Annotated in this window: 15 protein-coding genes; 4 read left to right on the forward strand and 11 right to left on the reverse strand. The window is 61.5% G+C overall.

Annotated elements, in window-relative coordinates:
* Nucleotides 1–118: 118 nt before the first annotated feature.
* A complete protein-coding gene (locus tag PQQ52_RS03985) occupies nt 119–1,048 on the forward strand; it encodes a M48 family metallopeptidase (protein WP_408207062.1) in 930 nt (309 codons plus the stop codon).
* Between the two features lie 186 nt (nt 1,049–1,234).
* Here PQQ52_RS03985 and PQQ52_RS03990 read toward each other — a convergent pair whose 3' ends face one another.
* From PQQ52_RS03990 to PQQ52_RS04025, 8 genes are all read right to left on the reverse strand, one after another.
* The gene (locus PQQ52_RS03990; RefSeq protein WP_408207064.1) at nt 1,235–1,987 is read right to left on the reverse strand and encodes a hypothetical protein; all 753 of its coding nucleotides are present in this window, start codon (nt 1,985–1,987) and stop codon (nt 1,235–1,237) included.
* Nucleotides 1,988–2,136: 149 nt separating this feature from the next.
* A complete protein-coding gene (locus PQQ52_RS03995; RefSeq protein WP_408207066.1) occupies nt 2,137–3,585 on the reverse strand; it encodes a DEAD/DEAH box helicase in 1,449 nt (482 codons plus the stop codon).
* A 534-nt stretch (nt 3,586–4,119) separates the two neighbouring features.
* Nucleotides 4,120–4,968, reverse strand: a complete 849-nt coding sequence (locus PQQ52_RS04000) for an IclR family transcriptional regulator (protein ID WP_408207068.1) — start codon at nt 4,966–4,968, stop codon at nt 4,120–4,122.
* 111 nt (nt 4,969–5,079) lie between these two features.
* On the reverse strand, nt 5,080–6,612 hold the full coding sequence (locus PQQ52_RS04005) for an AMP-binding protein (protein WP_408207070.1): 1,533 nt from the start codon (nt 6,610–6,612) through the stop codon (nt 5,080–5,082).
* Nucleotides 6,613–6,639: 27 nt separating this feature from the next.
* Nucleotides 6,640–8,421, reverse strand: a complete 1,782-nt coding sequence (locus PQQ52_RS04010; protein WP_408207072.1) for an ABC transporter permease subunit — start codon at nt 8,419–8,421, stop codon at nt 6,640–6,642.
* A gap of 25 nt (nt 8,422–8,446) precedes the next feature.
* Nucleotides 8,447–9,508, reverse strand: coding sequence for an ABC transporter ATP-binding protein (locus PQQ52_RS04015; RefSeq protein ID WP_408207074.1), 1,062 nt, complete (start codon nt 9,506–9,508; stop codon nt 8,447–8,449).
* 10 nt (nt 9,509–9,518) lie between these two features.
* Nucleotides 9,519–10,580, reverse strand: a complete 1,062-nt coding sequence (locus PQQ52_RS04020) for an ABC transporter substrate-binding protein (protein WP_408207076.1) — start codon at nt 10,578–10,580, stop codon at nt 9,519–9,521.
* A 52-nt stretch (nt 10,581–10,632) separates the two neighbouring features.
* Nucleotides 10,633–11,394: an enoyl-CoA hydratase/isomerase family protein gene (locus PQQ52_RS04025; protein WP_408207078.1), complete on the reverse strand. Its 762-nt coding sequence runs from the start codon at nt 11,392–11,394 to the stop codon at nt 10,633–10,635.
* Between the two features lie 445 nt (nt 11,395–11,839).
* Here PQQ52_RS04025 and PQQ52_RS04030 point away from each other — a divergent pair, with 445 nt between their 5' ends.
* A complete protein-coding gene (locus tag PQQ52_RS04030; RefSeq protein WP_408207080.1) occupies nt 11,840–13,465 on the forward strand; it encodes a methyl-accepting chemotaxis protein in 1,626 nt (541 codons plus the stop codon).
* A 33-nt stretch (nt 13,466–13,498) separates the two neighbouring features.
* Here PQQ52_RS04030 and PQQ52_RS04035 read toward each other — a convergent pair whose 3' ends face one another.
* Both PQQ52_RS04035 and PQQ52_RS04040 read right to left on the reverse strand, forming a co-directional pair.
* Nucleotides 13,499–14,056, reverse strand: a complete 558-nt coding sequence (locus tag PQQ52_RS04035) for a sugar O-acetyltransferase (protein ID WP_408207082.1) — start codon at nt 14,054–14,056, stop codon at nt 13,499–13,501.
* A 154-nt stretch (nt 14,057–14,210) separates the two neighbouring features.
* The gene (locus PQQ52_RS04040; RefSeq protein ID WP_408207084.1) at nt 14,211–15,200 is read right to left on the reverse strand and encodes a hypothetical protein; all 990 of its coding nucleotides are present in this window, start codon (nt 15,198–15,200) and stop codon (nt 14,211–14,213) included.
* Nucleotides 15,201–15,456: 256 nt separating this feature from the next.
* Between PQQ52_RS04040 and PQQ52_RS04045 the strand changes: the two genes are divergently transcribed.
* Both PQQ52_RS04045 and PQQ52_RS04050 read left to right on the forward strand, forming a co-directional pair.
* On the forward strand, nt 15,457–15,909 hold the full coding sequence (locus PQQ52_RS04045) for a MarR family winged helix-turn-helix transcriptional regulator (protein WP_408207086.1): 453 nt from the start codon (nt 15,457–15,459) through the stop codon (nt 15,907–15,909).
* Nucleotides 15,910–15,998: 89 nt separating this feature from the next.
* The gene (locus PQQ52_RS04050; protein WP_408207088.1) at nt 15,999–16,328 is read left to right on the forward strand and encodes a hypothetical protein; all 330 of its coding nucleotides are present in this window, start codon (nt 15,999–16,001) and stop codon (nt 16,326–16,328) included.
* 194 nt (nt 16,329–16,522) lie between these two features.
* On the opposite strand, the gene PQQ52_RS04055 is transcribed toward PQQ52_RS04050, so the two are convergent.
* On the reverse strand, nt 16,523–16,912 hold the full coding sequence (locus PQQ52_RS04055) for a hypothetical protein (RefSeq protein WP_408207089.1): 390 nt from the start codon (nt 16,910–16,912) through the stop codon (nt 16,523–16,525).
* Between the last annotated feature and the right edge of the window lie 324 nt (nt 16,913–17,236).

A 17,236-nucleotide genomic window follows, 5' to 3' on the forward strand; every position in this document is an offset into this window, starting at 1 on the left:
ACGTCGAAAGATTCATGGGAAACACTCTCCTCGCTACCGAGCGCTTTCTCGGCGCTCACACCTTACGCTCGACCTTCAACGGCTTGCGCACAAATTCGAAACACGTTATACGCTTACTGTGGCCCGATATACCGCTCTGGAAGAAAACCAATTAACAACTTTGCGGCAGGGGGAAATCAGAATGACGAATACATTCGATCTGCTTAGAAACAAGCGGGAGAAGCGCTATCAATGGGTCATGATCGTGATTGGCGTCCTTCTTTGGTTCGCCATTGCACGGGCAATCTACAATCATTGGAATGATCCCAAGGCGGGACACTTCGTCCACCTCTACGTGGGATATGGCATCGCGGCCGCGATCTTCTACTGGCTGGCGTCCGCGGGCTATCGCGCGTCCGCATTCGGCAACATGGTGCTGCTCAGCAACGAGCAGTTCCCGGAGTTCCACGCGATGGTCGTCGAAGCGTCGCGGGAGATCGGCCTGTCCGAACCGCCGAAAACCTTCATCTACAATTCGAACGGCATTTTTAACGCCTTTGCGCGGCGCCTGCTCGGCGGCCGCTATGTCTTCCTGACCGGCGCACTCGTCGAAGCGAATAGCGATGCCCAAGTGCGTTTCGTGATTGGTCACGAGCTGGGCCATCATGCGGCGGGACATTTGAACCCGTGGATCAACGGGCTCAAGCTGCCGGCGCACGTCGTCCCATTTCTCGGCAAGGCTTACTCGCGTTCCCGGGAATACACATGCGACAGCATTGGCGCCTATCTATCAAAGGATACCCACGCGTCGCGCGGTGCATTGCAGATGCTGGGTTGCGGCTGCCGACGCTTGAATGCATCGATGGAATCCAAGGCGTTTATGGCTCAGGAAAAGATGGTGCCGCCCATCTTCGGTTTCCTCACTGAAATCTGCCGGACCCACCCGCGGCTGACGCGGCGGGTCGCCGCAATCAATGACAGCGTGGCAAACCACGCACACGGCGGCTTCGAAAACGCCTCACGGGAGCCGCAATTCAATGTCGGCAGTCACGCGCTCGACTCAGAATGAAGAAACTTGGGAATGCCAGATTGCGGTCGTCCGTTCCTTGACGTTTGCGATGTACCGCGGCTTGCGCGCAGACCGTATGAACCGGTCGTTTTCGAATCCATCCGGATCAATGCGGCCTTCGGCAGACTTCGGCCCGGATCGACCTCGCAGCCAAAGGTCTGCCGCTCTGCAGCGAGCGCCCGTGGATTATCGGCTCTGGGCGGCCTGGGCCCGTTGCAGCCACTCGCTGTTGTGTTCGCGGGCGTGGCGTGGCCAATGCCTGGCATCCTGCACAATCTCAGCGTAAAGTTCGCGCGCACGCTGGCGGTCGGCCTCGTCGGGCTGCGCCGCTAGCCAATCGGCGTACAGGCAACGCGGTGCAGCGTCGCTTGCGCTCGCGAGCGCAATCTCGAACGCGCCGCGTGTGCCTGGCGCGCCTATCGCGGCCAAGGCCCGCGCATACAGCAACGCAGGCTCCGGCTGCCGGCGGGTGAGAGGATGGGCGGCGAACAGTTTTTCCAGCGCGTCCTGCGTGGCCGAAGCATTGCCGTTGGCAAACTGCGCACGCGCCAGCCCTTGGAGTAAAGCCGGATCGGATGAGAACGGCCCGCTGGTCGCCGCCTGGTAATGCTCCAGGGCTTCGGCGGCATTTCCTGCATCGAGCAGCGCTGCAGCCAACCGCATGCGATGCTCGACGGTCGGCGCGCGATCGAAATCCGTGCGCGCCTCGCGCACCGCTCGGTTGGGATCGACAAGCTGCGAGATGGCCCTCGTTGCCGCCCTTGCCCCGCGCGACTGGCGCAGGGAGGGCAAGTAAATGACAAAGAAGTAGACCGCACTGCCAAGGCCTGGGAAAAGAAACAGGATCAGCAGCCAGTACATGTTCTGCTGGCTGCGCACGGCATGCACCGCAAAGAACAGGGCGATGATGACGTAAAGGCTGATTCCGAAGATGCGCATTGACGAGAAGGTCAGTTGTGAGGCGTTGCCGACGGTACGTCAGCGAAACGGCAGAGCGCTATTGTGACAGAAGCGCTCTGCCATGCCTGGTAGCTCAGCGGGATCCTTCCCGCAACCTAACGCCCCCACCAAAGGCTTGACGGACTGACTCAGGAGGGCTGGCGTTTGCCGCCGCTACCAGCGGGTTTGCCAGCCGGCTTACGTGAACCCGCAGCTGGCTTGCTGGCGGGTTTGCTGCGTGGCTTTTGCGCGCTGAATGGGTTACCAGTGGACGAGCTTGTGCCTTTGCCCGCAGCCACAGCACGTTGCGTCGCAGGCTTGTGTTTGTTTTCTCCACCTGGCGGGCGCGGTTTTTTGCCGAGCACCGGTACGGCACCCGGCGCAGCTTGCGGCGCTTTGGGCTTCTTGGGCTTTTTGGGTTTCTTGATGATCTCGCCCGTCGCGCTGGTTTGGGGCACGCGGTGCTCGGCTTCAAAACCCGGCTCTTCTTCACGGCGCAGCGTTTGCCGGATCAGCGCTTCAATCGCGGCCAGCTGCGGCGCTTCATCGGCACACACAAGGGACACCGCCACGCCGCTGGCGCCCGCGCGGCCGGTACGGCCAATACGGTGCACATAGTCTTGCGCCACGATCGGCAGATCAACGTTGATCACCAGCGGCAGGTCGTCGATATCCAGCCCGCGCGCAGCCACATCGGTGGCTACCAGCATATGGACTTCGCCCGTCTTGAAACGCTCCAGCGCGCGCATGCGCGCGGGTTGTGGTTTGTCGCCGTGGATGGTGTCGACCGCATAGCCCGCCTCATCCAGCATGGCCGCCAGGTAATCCACGCCAATTCGGGTTTTGACGAACACCAGCGCGTGCTCCCAGTTGTTCTCAGCCACAAGGTGCATGAAGAGGTCAGGCTTGTTCTTTTTATCCACCGTCACTACCCACTGCTTGATCTTGCTGGCCGTGGCATTGGGCGGGCTGACGCTAATATTGACCGGGCCACGCAGAATGCCCGCGGCCATGGCGCGGATATCGTCGGTAAACGTGGCAGAGAACAGCAGGGTCTGGCGCTGGGCGGGCAAGGCAGCAAAGACGGTGTTCAGTTCACGCGCAAAGCCCAGATCCAGCATGCGGTCGGCTTCATCCAGCACCAGCGTTTGTACCTGATCAAACTGCACTGCGTTCTGGCGATTGAGATCGAGCAAACGGCCCGGCGTGGCAACGAGCACATCCACGCCTTTGCGCAACGTCATCATCTGCGGGTTGATACTTACACCGCCGTAGGCGGCCAGAAATCGTAAGTCGAGGCCTTTGCCGTAATCGATAAAGCTTTGCAGCACTTGCTCGGCTAGTTCACGGGTGGGCACCAGCACCAGAACACGCGCGCGGTTGCTGGACACCGCCGGGCCGTGTTGCACCAGCCGTTGCAACAGCGGCAGCGCAAAACCCGCCGTTTTGCCCGTGCCGGTCTGTGCCGCAGCCATGACGTCCTTGCCACTGAGCACAGCAGGAATCGCCTTGGCCTGCACCGGCGTAGGTGTCTGGTAATTGAGGTCTTGCAGATTACGCAGCAAGGGGTCGATCAGGCCAAGCGAGGCAAAAGACATTCACGTATTCCGGGCTAAAACCGCAATTCTAGCGGTTACCGCCTGATTGCGCCGCGCAGATCAATTCGCCACCAACTGCCCGAAATAAGGGCAGAGTCCTGCCAGGCCATCCATGGTCGGATCTGTCGCGGTAACGAAAATCAGGAAAAGTCGAGACAGTACGAATAGGAATGCTTATTTCGCAAGATCGTAGCGCTGTCAGGCGACTGAACTATGCCGGCCACGGTCAACAAATCGATATCGAGGATGTGCGACGCGCAAGGTGTTGCGGTCAGTCCCGACGATGCCTACCTTGTACTGCGCGGCACGCGCACGCTGGCCGCCCGGATTGGCGACTGGCTCTGAATACGTCGATCGAATTGTTACCCAACGCCGGCTCTTGAGAATGGACGCTGGGCGTTCGGGGACGACAGTCACTGCCGAGTTCGCAATCGGGCAAGGTCGACCGGAAAGCACGTTGTGAAAGGCGCCCTGTAACCGAATTCTGACGATCCCCGAAGTTCCGACTGCGCGGGGGATCGCCGAAGCAAATATCTAGTCCACGCGTCGACGTACGGAAATAGCCGAAGCCGTTGAAACGACCAGATCCGCGAAGCGCTTTTCATCGCGATCTGCTTGCCAGCGCGAACGCGTGATCGCGATGTTGACCGCGCCGATGCCACGGCCGTGCGCGTTGGTAATCGCCGCGGCAGTGGATATGTCGGCTACGAAATACTCGTCCTCGGTATGGGCATAGCCCTGTTTGCGGATCTGCACGAGGCGCTCCTTGATCTTGCGCGGCTGATGCACGGTGGACGCGGTGTACTGGACGAGATTGGTACGCGACAGGATATCGTCGACCTCGCCATCGGATAGCGTGGCCAGGATCGCGAGGCCGGGCGCCGTGCAATAAGCCGGCAGACGCGAGCCGGTGATGACATGCGCGTTGAAGACATTGCGGCTGACAATGCGCAGTACGAATACGATGTCGATGTCGTCGAGCACCGTGAGGTTGGTGGCCTCTTCCGTTTCGGACCCGAGTTGCTGAAGATAGGGCGTGGCCCGGCTCACCAGTTCGTTGGAGGTCAGATAGTGGTAAGTGAAATCGAGTAGCTTGGGCGACAATTCGTACTTGCGACTGTCCGGATCTTTGAACAGATAGCCGAGCGCCGCCAGCGTGAAGGTGAAGCGTTGCGTCGCGCTCATGTCGAAGCCGGTCAGCACCGAGATTTCTGAAAGCGACAATTGCCGCTTGGTGCCGTCGAATGCAATCAGTACCCGCATCGCCTTTTCCACCGATTGCACGTACAGCGACGATTGCGTCGGATCGATCGCCGTCTCCTCGCCGGGAGCAGCGGGTGGGGTGGTGCGTTTGCGGCGGCTTGTCGGCTGGGCGGGTTTCACGTTCTCATTCCCGGAATTGCTTTGTGGCGAATAGATATTATTGCATACCACATGGATTTTCCTGGAATGAGATAAACGTCAGTGCAATCCGCTCTCGCCCGGGTGGCGAGGTCAGCGCTGCAGGCGATCCCACGCATCGCAAACGTCTCGCGACAACAGATGCTTTCGGATCCGCTCGCTCGCCGTCAACTCGAACTGCTCGACCGCCCGGTAATAACGCGGCAACTGAAAACTTGCAAGGCGCTCGCCGGCCCACGCGTGCAAGGCCTCCCATTCCACCGCTGCGCCCTTGAACTGCACGTTCAGAAGGATGTCCTGTTCACCTATCGTCGAGGCGACGCCGATTGCCGCGCTCGCCTTGACCGCCGGATGCCCCGCAAAAACACGTTCGATCTCCCATGCCGACACGTTCTCGCCGCGCACGCGCATGCTGTCCGTTCCCCGTCCGATGAAAAACAGATCGCCGTCCGCGTCACGTCGCGCATGGTCGCCGGTGTGCAACTTGCCGTCGCGCAACGCGGCGCGAGTCGCCTCTTCGTTCTTCAGATAGGCCGGCAGCAGCGCGCCATCCACTTTGCTGGTCAACACGATTTCGCCGGGTTCGCCGTCCGCGACCGGGCGGCCGTGCTCGTCCAGCAGTTCGAGGTCGAACCATGGCAGGACCTTGCCGATCGAGCCGGGTTTGCCGGTTGAATTGAGCGTCGCGAAGCTCGAGCATTCGGTCATGCCGTAGCATTCGCGCAGCCGTACACCCAGGCGCGCCTCGGTGGCGTGCCACGCGGCCGCCCCTACACCCGCACCCCATGCAACGCGCAGCGCATGGTCACGTGGCTGCTCATCGGGCGGCAACTGCATCAGGATGTCGAGCACACCGCCCAGATAATGCAACTGCGTCGCGCCCGCTTGCGTCACCTGTGACCAGAACTGCGAGGCCGAGAAGCGCGGCACTACGTGGAGACTGACCGGTACGAGGAAGGGCAGCAGCAACATCTGGGCGCCGCCGATATGGCACAGCGGCTCCCACATGAAAAGACGGTCGCCTTGACGCACGTCGGCCACCCGCAAGGCGGCTTCGCTGGCAATGCGCATCATCCGGTGCGTAAACAGCACACCTTTGGGCGCGCCCGTCGTGCCGGACGTGTAGATGATGCAAAGCGGACTATGTAGGCCGATGACCGGCGTGCGCAGCGTGGGTGCCGCCGCGGAGGCATCGAAGGCCGGCAAACGCGTGAGCCGCGTCTTGCCGCAATCGATCTGCGACGTCACCGCATCGAACTCCTCGTCGATGACGAGCAGCTTTGGCTCGGCATGCTGAAGCAGGTATTCGAGGCCCGCTGCACGCAGCCTCGTATTGACCGGCACCCACACAATCCCGCTCAGCATCAGTGCATAAATCAGGTAAATATGCTCCGGGCTATTCCCGAGCATCACCGCGACGCGGTCGCCCTGTGCAAGTTCGCAGCGCTCGAACCACGCCTGTAGTTGGGCGATGTGCACGGCCGCTTCCGCACAGCAAATTGCGCGGTCTTCGTAATGCAGGAAAACATGCGCGGGATCAGCGCTGAGGCCGGCCGCCAGCAGCGGCACGCAGTCGAGTTCGTCTTGCGGATGACGGTTCGCAAAGTAGTCTGAATAGCAATGCATGTCTTATCGTTTATCAAGCTTGCAAGGTCAACGCACGCGGCGCTTGAGCCAGGCGGATACCGAAATCACCAGCGCGATCAAGACGATGAGCGTCGTCGAAACCGCGGCCAATGTCGGCGTGATCGCCAGTTGAATGTCGTCCCACATCTGCTTGGGCAGCGTGGTATTGATGCCGCCGCTCACGAAGATCGCGATCGTCAGATCGTCGAACGAGACGAGGAAAGCGAACAGAAACGCGGCGCTCACGCTCGCCATCAGCAGTGGCAGCACCACCGTGCGAATGCGCTGCGATGACGACGCGCCCATTACGCGAGCGGCGTCGTCGAGGCGCCAGTCGAAGCGCTGAAAGCCGGCCGCGAGTGTCACGACGACGTACGGAATGGCCAGCACCGTATGGCCGATGATCAGACCGGTGTTGGTACCGGTCAACCCGAAGCGGCTCAGCAGATACAGCAGTCCAACCGCGACGACGATGCGCGGCACGATCAGCGGCGCGACCATCAGCGCGAACATTGGCTTGACCGCACGCTGCGACATGCGCGTCATCGCAAGTGTCGCGCCGAAACCCAGCGCGACCGACAGTACCGCCGTGCCGAATCCCACTTCGAACGACCGGATCACCGCGCTCTGCCAGACCGATGAACTGAGGAAGGTGCCGAACCAGCGCAGACTGAAAAGCTTCGGCGGAAAGGCGATGAAGTCGCCACTCGTAAAGGCATAGGGAATCACGGACAGCACCGGCACGACCAGCACGATCAGGACCGCCACCGTGAAGAGGCCAAGCGGGCTGAATACACGTACGCCACCGGTGCGCGGGGACGTGCCGCGTCGCTTGACCAGCGGCGCGCAGATCCGCCCGGCCCAGATCAGCATCGCGAGCTTGAATCCTTGCGCACGCGACGCGCGTACGCGCTCACGCACTTCCCCCGTCAGCGACGTCAGGCCAACTACGCGGTCGTACAGGAAGAAAATCGCAATCGAACAAATCAGCAGCACAGTGGAGAGTGCGCCGGCGAAACGCATGTCGAACAGTTCGAGCACCGCTGAAATCACCAGTTGCGCGATCATCGTCTCGCGCGGCGAGCCGAGCAGGGAGGGCACGATGAAGAAGCCGAGACTGGAAACGAACACGAGCAGGCCCGCAGCCGCCACACCCGGCGACGAGAGCGGCAGAAACATCGTGAAAAAGCTCGTACTGCGATCGGCGCCGAGCGTCTCGGCCGCTTGCGAAAAGCGCTCGTCGATGCCGCGCATCACCGGCAGCATCGTCATGACGGCGAGCGGCAGCATCGAATGCACCATGCCGATCAGCACGCCCGTCAGCGACGGGATCGTTCCGGTCGTCTCATGCACGAGGCCAAGCGCGAGCGCGATTGTGGAAAGAACGCCCGTCTTCGACAGCAGCAACATCCACGCGTACGTTTTGACCAGATAGCTGGTCCAGAAGGGCAGCATGATCCATAGCAGCCAGCGCTCGCGCACGCGCTCCGACACGCGGCTCAGCAGATAGGCGACCGGATAGCCGAGCACCACTGAGAACGCCGCCGTGAGCAGCGAGATCGCGAAGGTGATCCATAGCACCTTGGCATAGACGGGCGTGTGCGCGATACGGGCGAACTGCGTGAAGCCGAAGGTGCCGTCGCTGTTGACGAGTCCACCTTGCAGGATTTCCCCGACCGGCACGATGAAGAAAACCAGCAGGAATAGCAGCGTGGGTACCGCCGGCGCGATGCGCAACGAAGCTGCGAGCCACGTGCTGTGTCGCCGGGGCGTATCGGTCGGGCCTAGCACGTGTGTAGCGAGGGTCATGGGAATTCCTTTGCGGCGCGAACCGTCATGCATGCAGTAGCGTGGTGCGGTAGGGATCCCAGATCAGACCCACCGTATCGCCGACACGCGGGCTCAGCGTGCGCGCGCAGCGCGCCATGAGTTCGCTGCCGTCGGGCAGCGACAGTTGCACGTGCGTGTCGCTGCCGAAGAACACCACGTCGTCGATGCAGGCGTCGACGAAACCGTGCTTCGGCTCGACGAATTGCAGCGCCTCGGGCCGCAGCAGCAGCGTATGACGCGCGGCCGATCCGATCTTCGAGGTACGTGGCAGCGGAATGCGGCCGCCGGCTGCGAGCAGGATCGGCTCGCCGCTCGCGTCGGGTGCGTCCGCCAGCGCGCCTTCGAGCAGATTCGAGTGGCCGATGAAGCCGGCCGCGAAGCGCGTCGCCGGTCGGTCGTACAGATCTGCAGGCGTGCCGATCTGTTCGATGCGCGCGTCGTTCATCAGACAGATGCGATCCGACAGGGTCAGCGCTTCGTCCTGATCATGGGTCACATAGACGAAGGTCGCGCCGAGTTCCTTGTGAAGGCGGCGTATTTCCGCCTGCATGTGCTCACGCAGTTTTTTGTCGAGTGCGCCGAGCGGCTCATCGAGCAGAATCACTGACGGGCGATAGGCGAAGCAGCGCGCGAGTGCGATGCGCTGCTGCTGCCCGCCAGACAGTTCCTTCGGAAAACGCGTCCCGTATTCGCTCATGCGTACCATCGCGAGGGCGCCGTCCACGGCCTCGCGCACCTCGTCGCGCGACTTGCGGCGCATCCGTAAGCCGTACGCGACGTTGTCCCACACACTCATATGCGGAAAGAGCGCGTAACTCTGGAACACCATGCCGATGCCGCGCTTGCCCGGTTCGACGTGCGTGACATCCCGCCCGTCTATCTCGATGCGTCCGGCGCTGGGGGCGACGAGGCCTGAGATCATCTGCAGCAGCGTGGTCTTGCCCGATCCCGAAGGACCCAGCAGCGTCAGGAACTCGCCGGCTTGCACCGTCAAACTGGTCGGCTCCAGAGCGACGGTGTTGCCGTAGCGCTTGGAAAGGCCGATCGCTTCCAGCTTTGCGCTCATCGTGGCACCTTTACGAAATGATCCATGAATTGAAGCGTTCCGTGACCTTCTGGCGATTGTCCTGCCACCACTGCGGACTCGGCAGCTTCATATTGCGGATATTGTCTGGCGCGGTCGGCAACAAAGACGCGCGCTGGGGCGGAATCGCGTCGAATGATTTGCGGTTGGTTGGACCGTAAGCCAGCGTCTGGGTGAGCACGGCCTGGCGCTTTGCATCGGCGCAGAAACGCACGAACTGTTTGGCCATCTCGGCGTGCGGCGTGCCCTTCGGAATGCCCCAGCCTTCGATCGAATACAAGCCCTGATTCCAGACGATTTTGACCGGCGCACCGGCGTCGATCGCCGATTGCGCGCGCCCATTCCACAGCGAGATCAGGTCGACATCGCCGCTCTGGATCGCCTGCATCGATTGCGCGCCCGAAGTCCACCAGATGGCGATATGGGGCTTGATTTTGTCGAGACTTCTGAAAGCGCGGTCCACGTCCAGCGGATAGAGCTTGTCGAGCGTCACGCCATCGGCCAGCAATGCCTGCTCGAGCGTGTCGAGCGGGCTGCGGCGCAGACAGCGGCGGCCCGGAAAGCGCTTGACGTCCCAGAAGTCTGCCCACGATTTCGGACCGTTGTTCTGGAACTTGTCGGTGCGGTACGCAAGCACCGTCGAATACACGTCGACACCGAGCCAGTCGGTCGTCACCGCTTCAGGCATCACGTCCGGGAAGTCCGAGGCCTTCAGGCCGATCGGTTCCAGCAGGCCCTTCGATTCGAGGTACGGAATGTCGGCGGAGAGCGTGAGCGTCGTCACGTCCCACACATAATTCCGGGTCTTCACCATCGCCTCGAACTGCGCGACCGGCTGCGATTCGCGCGCCACGCTCACCACCTTGATGCCGGTCGCCTTCTCGAATGGGTCGTAGAAAGCCTGACGGTAGGCCGCCGTGTAAGGACCACCAGGATCCGATACGACGATCTGCCTGTCGTCGGCGCGTACCAGTACCGGCATTGCGCCCGCGAGCGCGAGTGCCCCCGCACCCTGCAACATGCGGCGCCGCTTTTCGTTGAAGTCTTGCGTCATTGCTGTGGTCTCCTGCTCGATGGATGGCGGGGTAAAATGGACTGCGCTCAGCTCACTTCGCGCGCTTGCGGAAAAATTCTTCCATCATGCGGGCGGGCTCGCCCGAGTCGTAGGCTTCGCGCTGGATGCGAAGGCCCGCTTCGATGCAGTCCTGAAAACCTGCTTCAGTCATTTCACGGAAACGTTGTTTGTCGAGACGCATCGCGACCGGCGGCTTGTTGGCGAGTTCAGTCGCGATCTCGAGCGCTTTTTCGAAGACCTTTTCTTCCGCCACGACGTGGTGGATCAAACCGATGTTCTTGCATTCATCGGCGTCCATCAGGCGGCCTGTGAGCGTCAGTTCGATGGTGCGCGACATACCGAGCATTGAGTTCATGATCCACGGGCCCGTCGTGCTCGCGATCCCCGCGTTGATTTCCGGCTGGCCCATGCGTACGCCCGGGTGACCGATCCGGATATCGCCAAGCAGTGCCACCTGAAACGCCGAGCCCGCCGCGGTGCCATTCAGTGCCATGACCAGCGGTTTCTTCAGGCCGCGCAGCACAGCGTAGTAACGCTGCCATTCCTTGACCCAGGCAACCGCGCGCTCGCCATCGAAGTCATGCGCCTCCGATAGATCCTGCCCGGCCGAAAAGGCGCGATTGCCGGCGCCCGTCATGATGATTGCCGCCACTTCGTCGTCGGCGTCGAAGCGATCCAGTGCCTCAATGATCGCGTTACGCATGGGGGTCGTCCACGCGTTCAGCTTTTCGGGACGGTTGAGCGTGATGACCGCAACGCGGCCATGACTAGACAACAGGATATCTTTAGTCATTTAATATCGCATAGAAATAGTTGATGGTGTAGTTCAATATACTCGCACCATAAATGAGGTGCAAGATGGTGTTTTCGCTAAGCAGGCGCTGGCATCGGATCCGCGTTTGCGGTCGATCCGTGTTTGCACGCAGGTAGGGTTTTTTGTGGCACCGATGGGCGCGGACGATCTGGCGGCGGGGCGGCTGTCGATGACCGTTGGTGAGCGTATTGCACAGGTTTGATGTTTGCCGATATGGCTGCTGATCCCGGCTTTTCCGCGCTGGCAGCCGAACGGTGGCGACCGAGGGTTTCACAGGATGAAGCTTTCGCGCGTGTGCGCCGATAACTCGGGCAAGAACCACCTGGACGCCGATTAGTCCACCGGCGCCACTGGGCGCGCCCATTCACGTGCCGCTTTGCACGACAGCCCTGCGCGATTTTCATTCGTTGGACGAGGACTCAGGATGCACAAACTCAGTTTTACGCAGAAGCTGTGGCTGCCACTGATCATCAGCCTCGTTGCGTTGCTCGCGGTCTCGGTGTCGGCGGCGTGGCAGTCACGTGAGACGCGCATCGAGGAACGCAGGCACGACCTCACGAACGTCGCGCACGTCGGGCTTAGCATCGTGACGGAGTATGCGGCGCTGGCGCAAAGCGGCGCGCTGCCGGAGGCGGATGCCCGCAAGCAGGCGCTCGAGCGTCTGCGCGGCGTCCGCTATGGCGAAGACGGCTACTTCCTCGTGATCGACTCGAAGCCGCAGATGGTGATGCATCCGATCAAGCCGGCACTCGAAGGTAAGGATCTTGCGAGCAGCGCCGATGCCGACGGCCGTCACCATTACGTGACGTTCGCGTCGGTCGCGCAGGCGCCTGACGGCGGCTTCGTCGACTATGTGTTCCCGCATTCGGGCGCGGCGTCGGCTCAGGCGGTCGGTAAGATCGGCTATGTGGTGCGCTATGCGCCGTGGGACTGGATCATTGCGACTGGCGCTTACGTCGACGACATCGACGCTGCGTTCATGACGTCGCTGTGGCTGATCGGCGCGATTTTCGTGGCGGTGTCGGTGGCGCTCGTGACACTCGTCGCGGTGACTAACCGCAGCATCGGGCGCACGGTCGGCGGTGATCCGGCCTACGCGGCGAACGTGGCCGATGCGATCGCCTCGGGCGACCTGACGGTGGCGATCCGCACGCGTGACGGTGACACGTCAAGCCTGCTGCATGTGATGCAGCGGATGCGCGACGCGCTGACAGACACCATCTGCCAGATCAAGCACGCGTCCGACAACGTCGCGTGCGGTGCAAACGAGATCGCGAACGGCAATGCGGACCTGTCGTCGCGCACCGAGAGCCAGGCGGCGTCGTTGCAGGAGACGGCGTCCAGCATGGAGCAGATGACGGCGATGGTGCGTCAGACCGCGGACAACGCGCGCACCGCGAGCGAGCTCGCGGCCGGCGCCGCGAATATCGCGAACCGCGGCGGCGACATGATCACGCAGGCCGTCGCGGCGATGAAGAACATCTCCAGCGAATCGGGCCGCATGGTCGAGATCATCGCGACGATCGAGGGCATTGCGTTCCAGACCAACATCCTCGCGCTGAATGCGGCAGTCGAAGCGGCGCGTGCGGGCGAGCAGGGCCGTGGTTTCGCGGTCGTCGCGAGCGAGGTACGCAGCCTCGCGCAGCGTAGCGCGACCGCGGCGAAGGAAATCCGTGAGCTGATCAGTCATGCTGTGGGCAGCGTCGGCAGCGGCGCGACGCTGGTCGAAAACACCGGCTCGACGATCGACGAAGCGCGCGACGCGATCATGCGCGTGACCGGCGTCGTGCAGGAGATCGCGGCGGCCGCGGCGGAGCAGAGCGCCGGTATCGATCAGGTGAATCTCGCGGTCACCCAGATGGACAGCATGACGCAGCAGAACGCGGCACTCGTCGAGCAGGCGGCCGCTGCGGCGCAGTCGCTGAGGGAGCAGGCGATGAGTCTGCAACGCGCGGCCGCGGCCTTCCACGTGGGCGATGCCGACGCTAGCGGCGGCGCACCGTTCGCGCCGGCTTCGACTTCGGCACCGCGCCGCGCCGCGTTCGAGTAAGGGCCGGCGCCGCGATCTCTCGCGGACACTCCCTTAATCAGCAATCGAACGAATGACCCGCGCCGGATTTCCTCCGACTAGCGTATTCGGGGGAACGTCCCTGGTGACGACCGACCCTGCCGCGACGACTGAATTCTCGCCTACTGTTACGCCACCGATGATGGTCGCGCCGGCCGCAATCCACACGCCTCTCTCAATCACAATGGGCTTTCCGATTGTGGCGGTGCGTCGCTGCGAGGGTTCAAGCGGATGGCCCGCCGTGATGATGCTCACGTTTGGCCCGATCATCACATCGTCTCCGATATCGAGGCCGCCAAGGTCATAGAAAGTGCAGTTCTGATTGACGAAGACATTGTGCCCGACGCGAATTTCGTCCCCACCGGCAGTATAAAAAGGAGGGATCAGCAAAAAGCTCTCGTCTACTTTCTTACCGATAAGTTCGCTGAACAGGGCACGAACTTCGTCTGCATCGTTGAACGTCAAACGGTTAAGCGTGGCGGTGATCGCCATCGCTCGTTTGACGTTCGCCAACATGGCTGCTGATTCCGGCGTCCTGCCGTGAATTATCCTGGTGCGATGGTCTTTCGGCATTCTTTGTTTTCCTCCGGGCGCGGCTGCGCGAGCGTACGGCGCATGACGGCCGTGCGAGCGCTGAGTATAGCCACAACGAGGATGGACTGAATCTGCCGTTCTGCGCCTTTTGCCCTCTACAGAAATGACGGCGTCATCGGCGATTTCGTCCACCCTACGTATTCCCCGCAGCATCAGACATCGAAATATTCACCGTCTTACTCGGGTCCCCGGCCAAACCCATCGCAGCCGCATCATCGGTGGGGTTCATGTAGGCTCTGATCGCGTCGCCATCACCTGCCGTGCGCCCATCGGACAAGGTGACAGTCATATTCTCATCATTGCCCGCAAAATCCTTGTCGCCGTCCACCTTGCTCACATCGGGGTTGCCCACACCCGTTGCCTGGCCGTTGTCCGCGCCGCCATCCTCGTATAGAACTTCATTCGGGTGCGTGTTGCCGCTGGCATCCGACGGCGAAATCCGCGCGCCGATATCGCCTGATCCGGCGGTGAACGCCCCCGTCTGACCTGGCGCCAGGGTAATGGTCCCCTTGTTGGCGCCCTGGACGGAATAGGTGAACGACTCCGTGCGATTCGTATTGTTGGTGACGTTGAATGTCTTATCGCTTCCCGTCCCCGTATTGACCGTCTGAGTCGATGCAGGATTGACGCCGCTGATCGCGGCGGCCTGAGGTACGCCGCCGGCATTATTCGAGGTCGCGGAAGGAACAGCCGCGGCAGGCTGCGGCGTGGCGCTATATCCGTTCGACGGCGAAGTCGAACTTGCCAGGTCATTCACCGCAGGCGTGCTAGCCGGCGAAGGCGTCCCGGCTGCCGCGGGCGTCGCCGCCGTTGGGCCATCGTCCACAGACGGCACGCCGCCACCCAAACCGGAGGCAGGCAACGACGGCATACCGCCCGCGCCGCCACCACTGCCTCCGACCGCCGGGGAGCCGCCACCGTCGGACTCTCCGCCATTTGAATTTTGCAGCGCCTGCTGGAACAAGGCGATCAGTTCCTGGAGGAACTGCATGATCTGCTGTTCGCTCATGGCGCCGCTGGAACCGCTGCCGTTCAATTCGGACGTTCCAGAGAGCGAATCCAGATTGCTCAGGTAGTCCATCGGGCTGGTCGAATAGTTGCCTTGAATCGCTAAGCCGGACATCGCCTTCTCCGTGTTAAGACCTGTCGCAAAGTGTGGTCAGAGTGCGCCTTCAAAGGCTCCTTCGTCCGGTCAATATAGGTTTTGCGACATCGGCGTTCGAAGCACGGCAGGAAGTTACGTACATTGATGCGAAGCGATTTTTTTCCACGTATATCCAGCCGCTTTCAAGGTAATGCCTTCGCACTGACAAATTCCGTCATGCACGTATATACAGCTAAACTGTACAGATTAGCTGTATATATGCTACCGTCGGCTCATGCTTAAACAATCACGCACATCCGACGATCCCCAGTTGGCCGCCCTGGCGGGTGAGCTGCGCATTTCCGTGGGCAAACTAATTCGACGGGTGCGGGAGCAGGCGCATCCGGGCGACTTCACCTCCGCTCAGAAGTCGGTTCTACTCCGCCTGGATCGTGACGGCCCTGCAACCGTCTCCGCCCTCGCGCGGGCGGAGAGCGTGCGCCCGCAGTCCATGCGCGTCACGGTGGCTGCTCTGGAGGCGATGGGGGCCATCCGTGGTGAACCCGATCCGGCCGATGGTCGGCAAACCCTGATCGCCCTGACCCCCACTTTCCGGAAAACCGTCAATGCCAGCCGGGCCGCCAAAAACGACTGGCTGGTCCGTGCCCTGCAAGCGCAACTGTCCCCTCAAGAACAGGACACACTCGCGTCTGCGGTGAAACTGCTGCAGCGGCTCGCCGACTTCTGAGCCGTTCGCAGATACGTGTTCGCGACACTGGGCGAAACGGGCACGACTCAGGAAATCATGGATCTACCTGGAACGAGGAGCGCGTGAAAATGGAATGGCTGAATCTTGTGTCTTACTTCTTTGGGGGTGCCTTTCTCACGAACGCCGTGCCGCATTTTGTCAGCGGTGTGATGGGAGAGCCGTTCCAGAGCCCGTTCGCCAAGCCACCGGGGCAAGGGCTTTCTTCCTCGACCGTGAACGTGCTCTGGGGCTTCTTCAATATTGTCGTCGGCTACGTGCTCGTCTGCCGCGTCGGCGATTTCGGATTGAGGATCACGGGCGATGTCGTTGCGTTCGGGCTCGGCATCCTGGCCATGGGGCTGCTTTGCGCGCGACTATTTGGTCGCCTGCACGGCGGGCATAAGCCAGAGCGTTCGTGACCGCAACGGTCACCGGCGTCTTTCGTTCGCTAAGGCGCTTTAACTATCGGGTCCCGGCGGCCGGCACGCTGATCGCTCGGCATCGGGCTTTACCGCGGCTGTTGTGGCCGCTTACGCTTTGACGCAGCAGGTTCACCGACCTCGTCGATGAGGCGCCAGGAAACGACAGACCCGACAGGCAGGACGTGCCGCGTCTAAACACCAGCCAGCGCCGGCAGCTCTACCTCGTACGACACGCGCTCGCGCCGGCTGCTCATCTGCGGCTGACGTTCCACATGGTTCGGAGGCGATGCGCTTTCAACGCGCATCGGCAGGCGTGCTGGATAGCGAGCGGTTTTCTTCTCGAGAATAGCCCGGCTCAGAAACCCCGCGCTATACGCTGTCAGCAAGTGCGGATGGTGCGCTTCAATATACGCAGCAATCTGCGCCTCCTCACCGTCGATCCCGGCTAATGACGACAACGTGCTCGCATCCCAACGGAAGCGCAGGCCGAGTTCATCGAATGCGCTGTTATAGGCGCACAGTTGCGCCTTGATTTCCGCATCATGCGCGCTGTCGCAAACATCGAACTGGGACGGGTTCATGGTCGTCTCCTTGAGGAAAGTGGCATGACCAAGAGTAGGCCGGGGCATAGATAAACAATAATTAAAGTTTTTGCGAAAAATCATAGTTTTTTGCGTATACATCGGTTTGCCATCTACGTCAGGGACGAAATCTGTCGCCTGGGCAGTCGCGTTGCCCTGATCACCACCCCGTAGCCAGAAGCGGCAGACCTATCTATTAGGTATGCCTAATGCAAACCATAAAATGTTTTAACTTTCGCTTATCGCTGTTCTCGCGCAGCATCCTTCAGACGCGCTCTACGCCAAACACCTTTAACCCAGTCGTCGTGCGATCGACGGGCAAGG

This window comes from Paraburkholderia sediminicola (assembly GCF_046030555.1).
In the GTDB taxonomy this organism is placed as follows: Bacteria; Pseudomonadota; Gammaproteobacteria; order Burkholderiales; family Burkholderiaceae; genus Paraburkholderia; species Paraburkholderia sediminicola_E.

Coding starts and splice junctions, on each gene's coding strand:
- PQQ52_RS04025 (WP_408207078.1), bottom strand. CDS start 11,394: ATGACTAAAGATATCCTGTTGTCTAGTCATGGCCGCGTTGCGGTCATC.
- PQQ52_RS04040 (WP_408207084.1), bottom strand. CDS start 15,200: ATGTCCGGCTTAGCGATTCAAGGCAACTATTCGACCAGCCCGATGGAC.
- PQQ52_RS04005 (WP_408207070.1), bottom strand. CDS start 6,612: ATGCATTGCTATTCAGACTACTTTGCGAACCGTCATCCGCAAGACGAA.
- PQQ52_RS04010 (WP_408207072.1), bottom strand. CDS start 8,421: ATGACCCTCGCTACACACGTGCTAGGCCCGACCGATACGCCCCGGCGA.
- PQQ52_RS04030 (WP_408207080.1), top strand. CDS start 11,840: ATGCACAAACTCAGTTTTACGCAGAAGCTGTGGCTGCCACTGATCATC.
- PQQ52_RS04045 (WP_408207086.1), top strand. CDS start 15,457: ATGCTTAAACAATCACGCACATCCGACGATCCCCAGTTGGCCGCCCTG.
- PQQ52_RS04035 (WP_408207082.1), bottom strand. CDS start 14,056: ATGCCGAAAGACCATCGCACCAGGATAATTCACGGCAGGACGCCGGAA.
- PQQ52_RS03990 (WP_408207064.1), bottom strand. CDS start 1,987: ATGCGCATCTTCGGAATCAGCCTTTACGTCATCATCGCCCTGTTCTTT.
- PQQ52_RS04015 (WP_408207074.1), bottom strand. CDS start 9,508: ATGAGCGCAAAGCTGGAAGCGATCGGCCTTTCCAAGCGCTACGGCAAC.
- PQQ52_RS04020 (WP_408207076.1), bottom strand. CDS start 10,580: ATGACGCAAGACTTCAACGAAAAGCGGCGCCGCATGTTGCAGGGTGCG.
- PQQ52_RS04055 (WP_408207089.1), bottom strand. CDS start 16,912: ATGAACCCGTCCCAGTTCGATGTTTGCGACAGCGCGCATGATGCGGAA.
- PQQ52_RS04050 (WP_408207088.1), top strand. CDS start 15,999: ATGGAATGGCTGAATCTTGTGTCTTACTTCTTTGGGGGTGCCTTTCTC.
- PQQ52_RS03995 (WP_408207066.1), bottom strand. CDS start 3,585: ATGTCTTTTGCCTCGCTTGGCCTGATCGACCCCTTGCTGCGTAATCTG.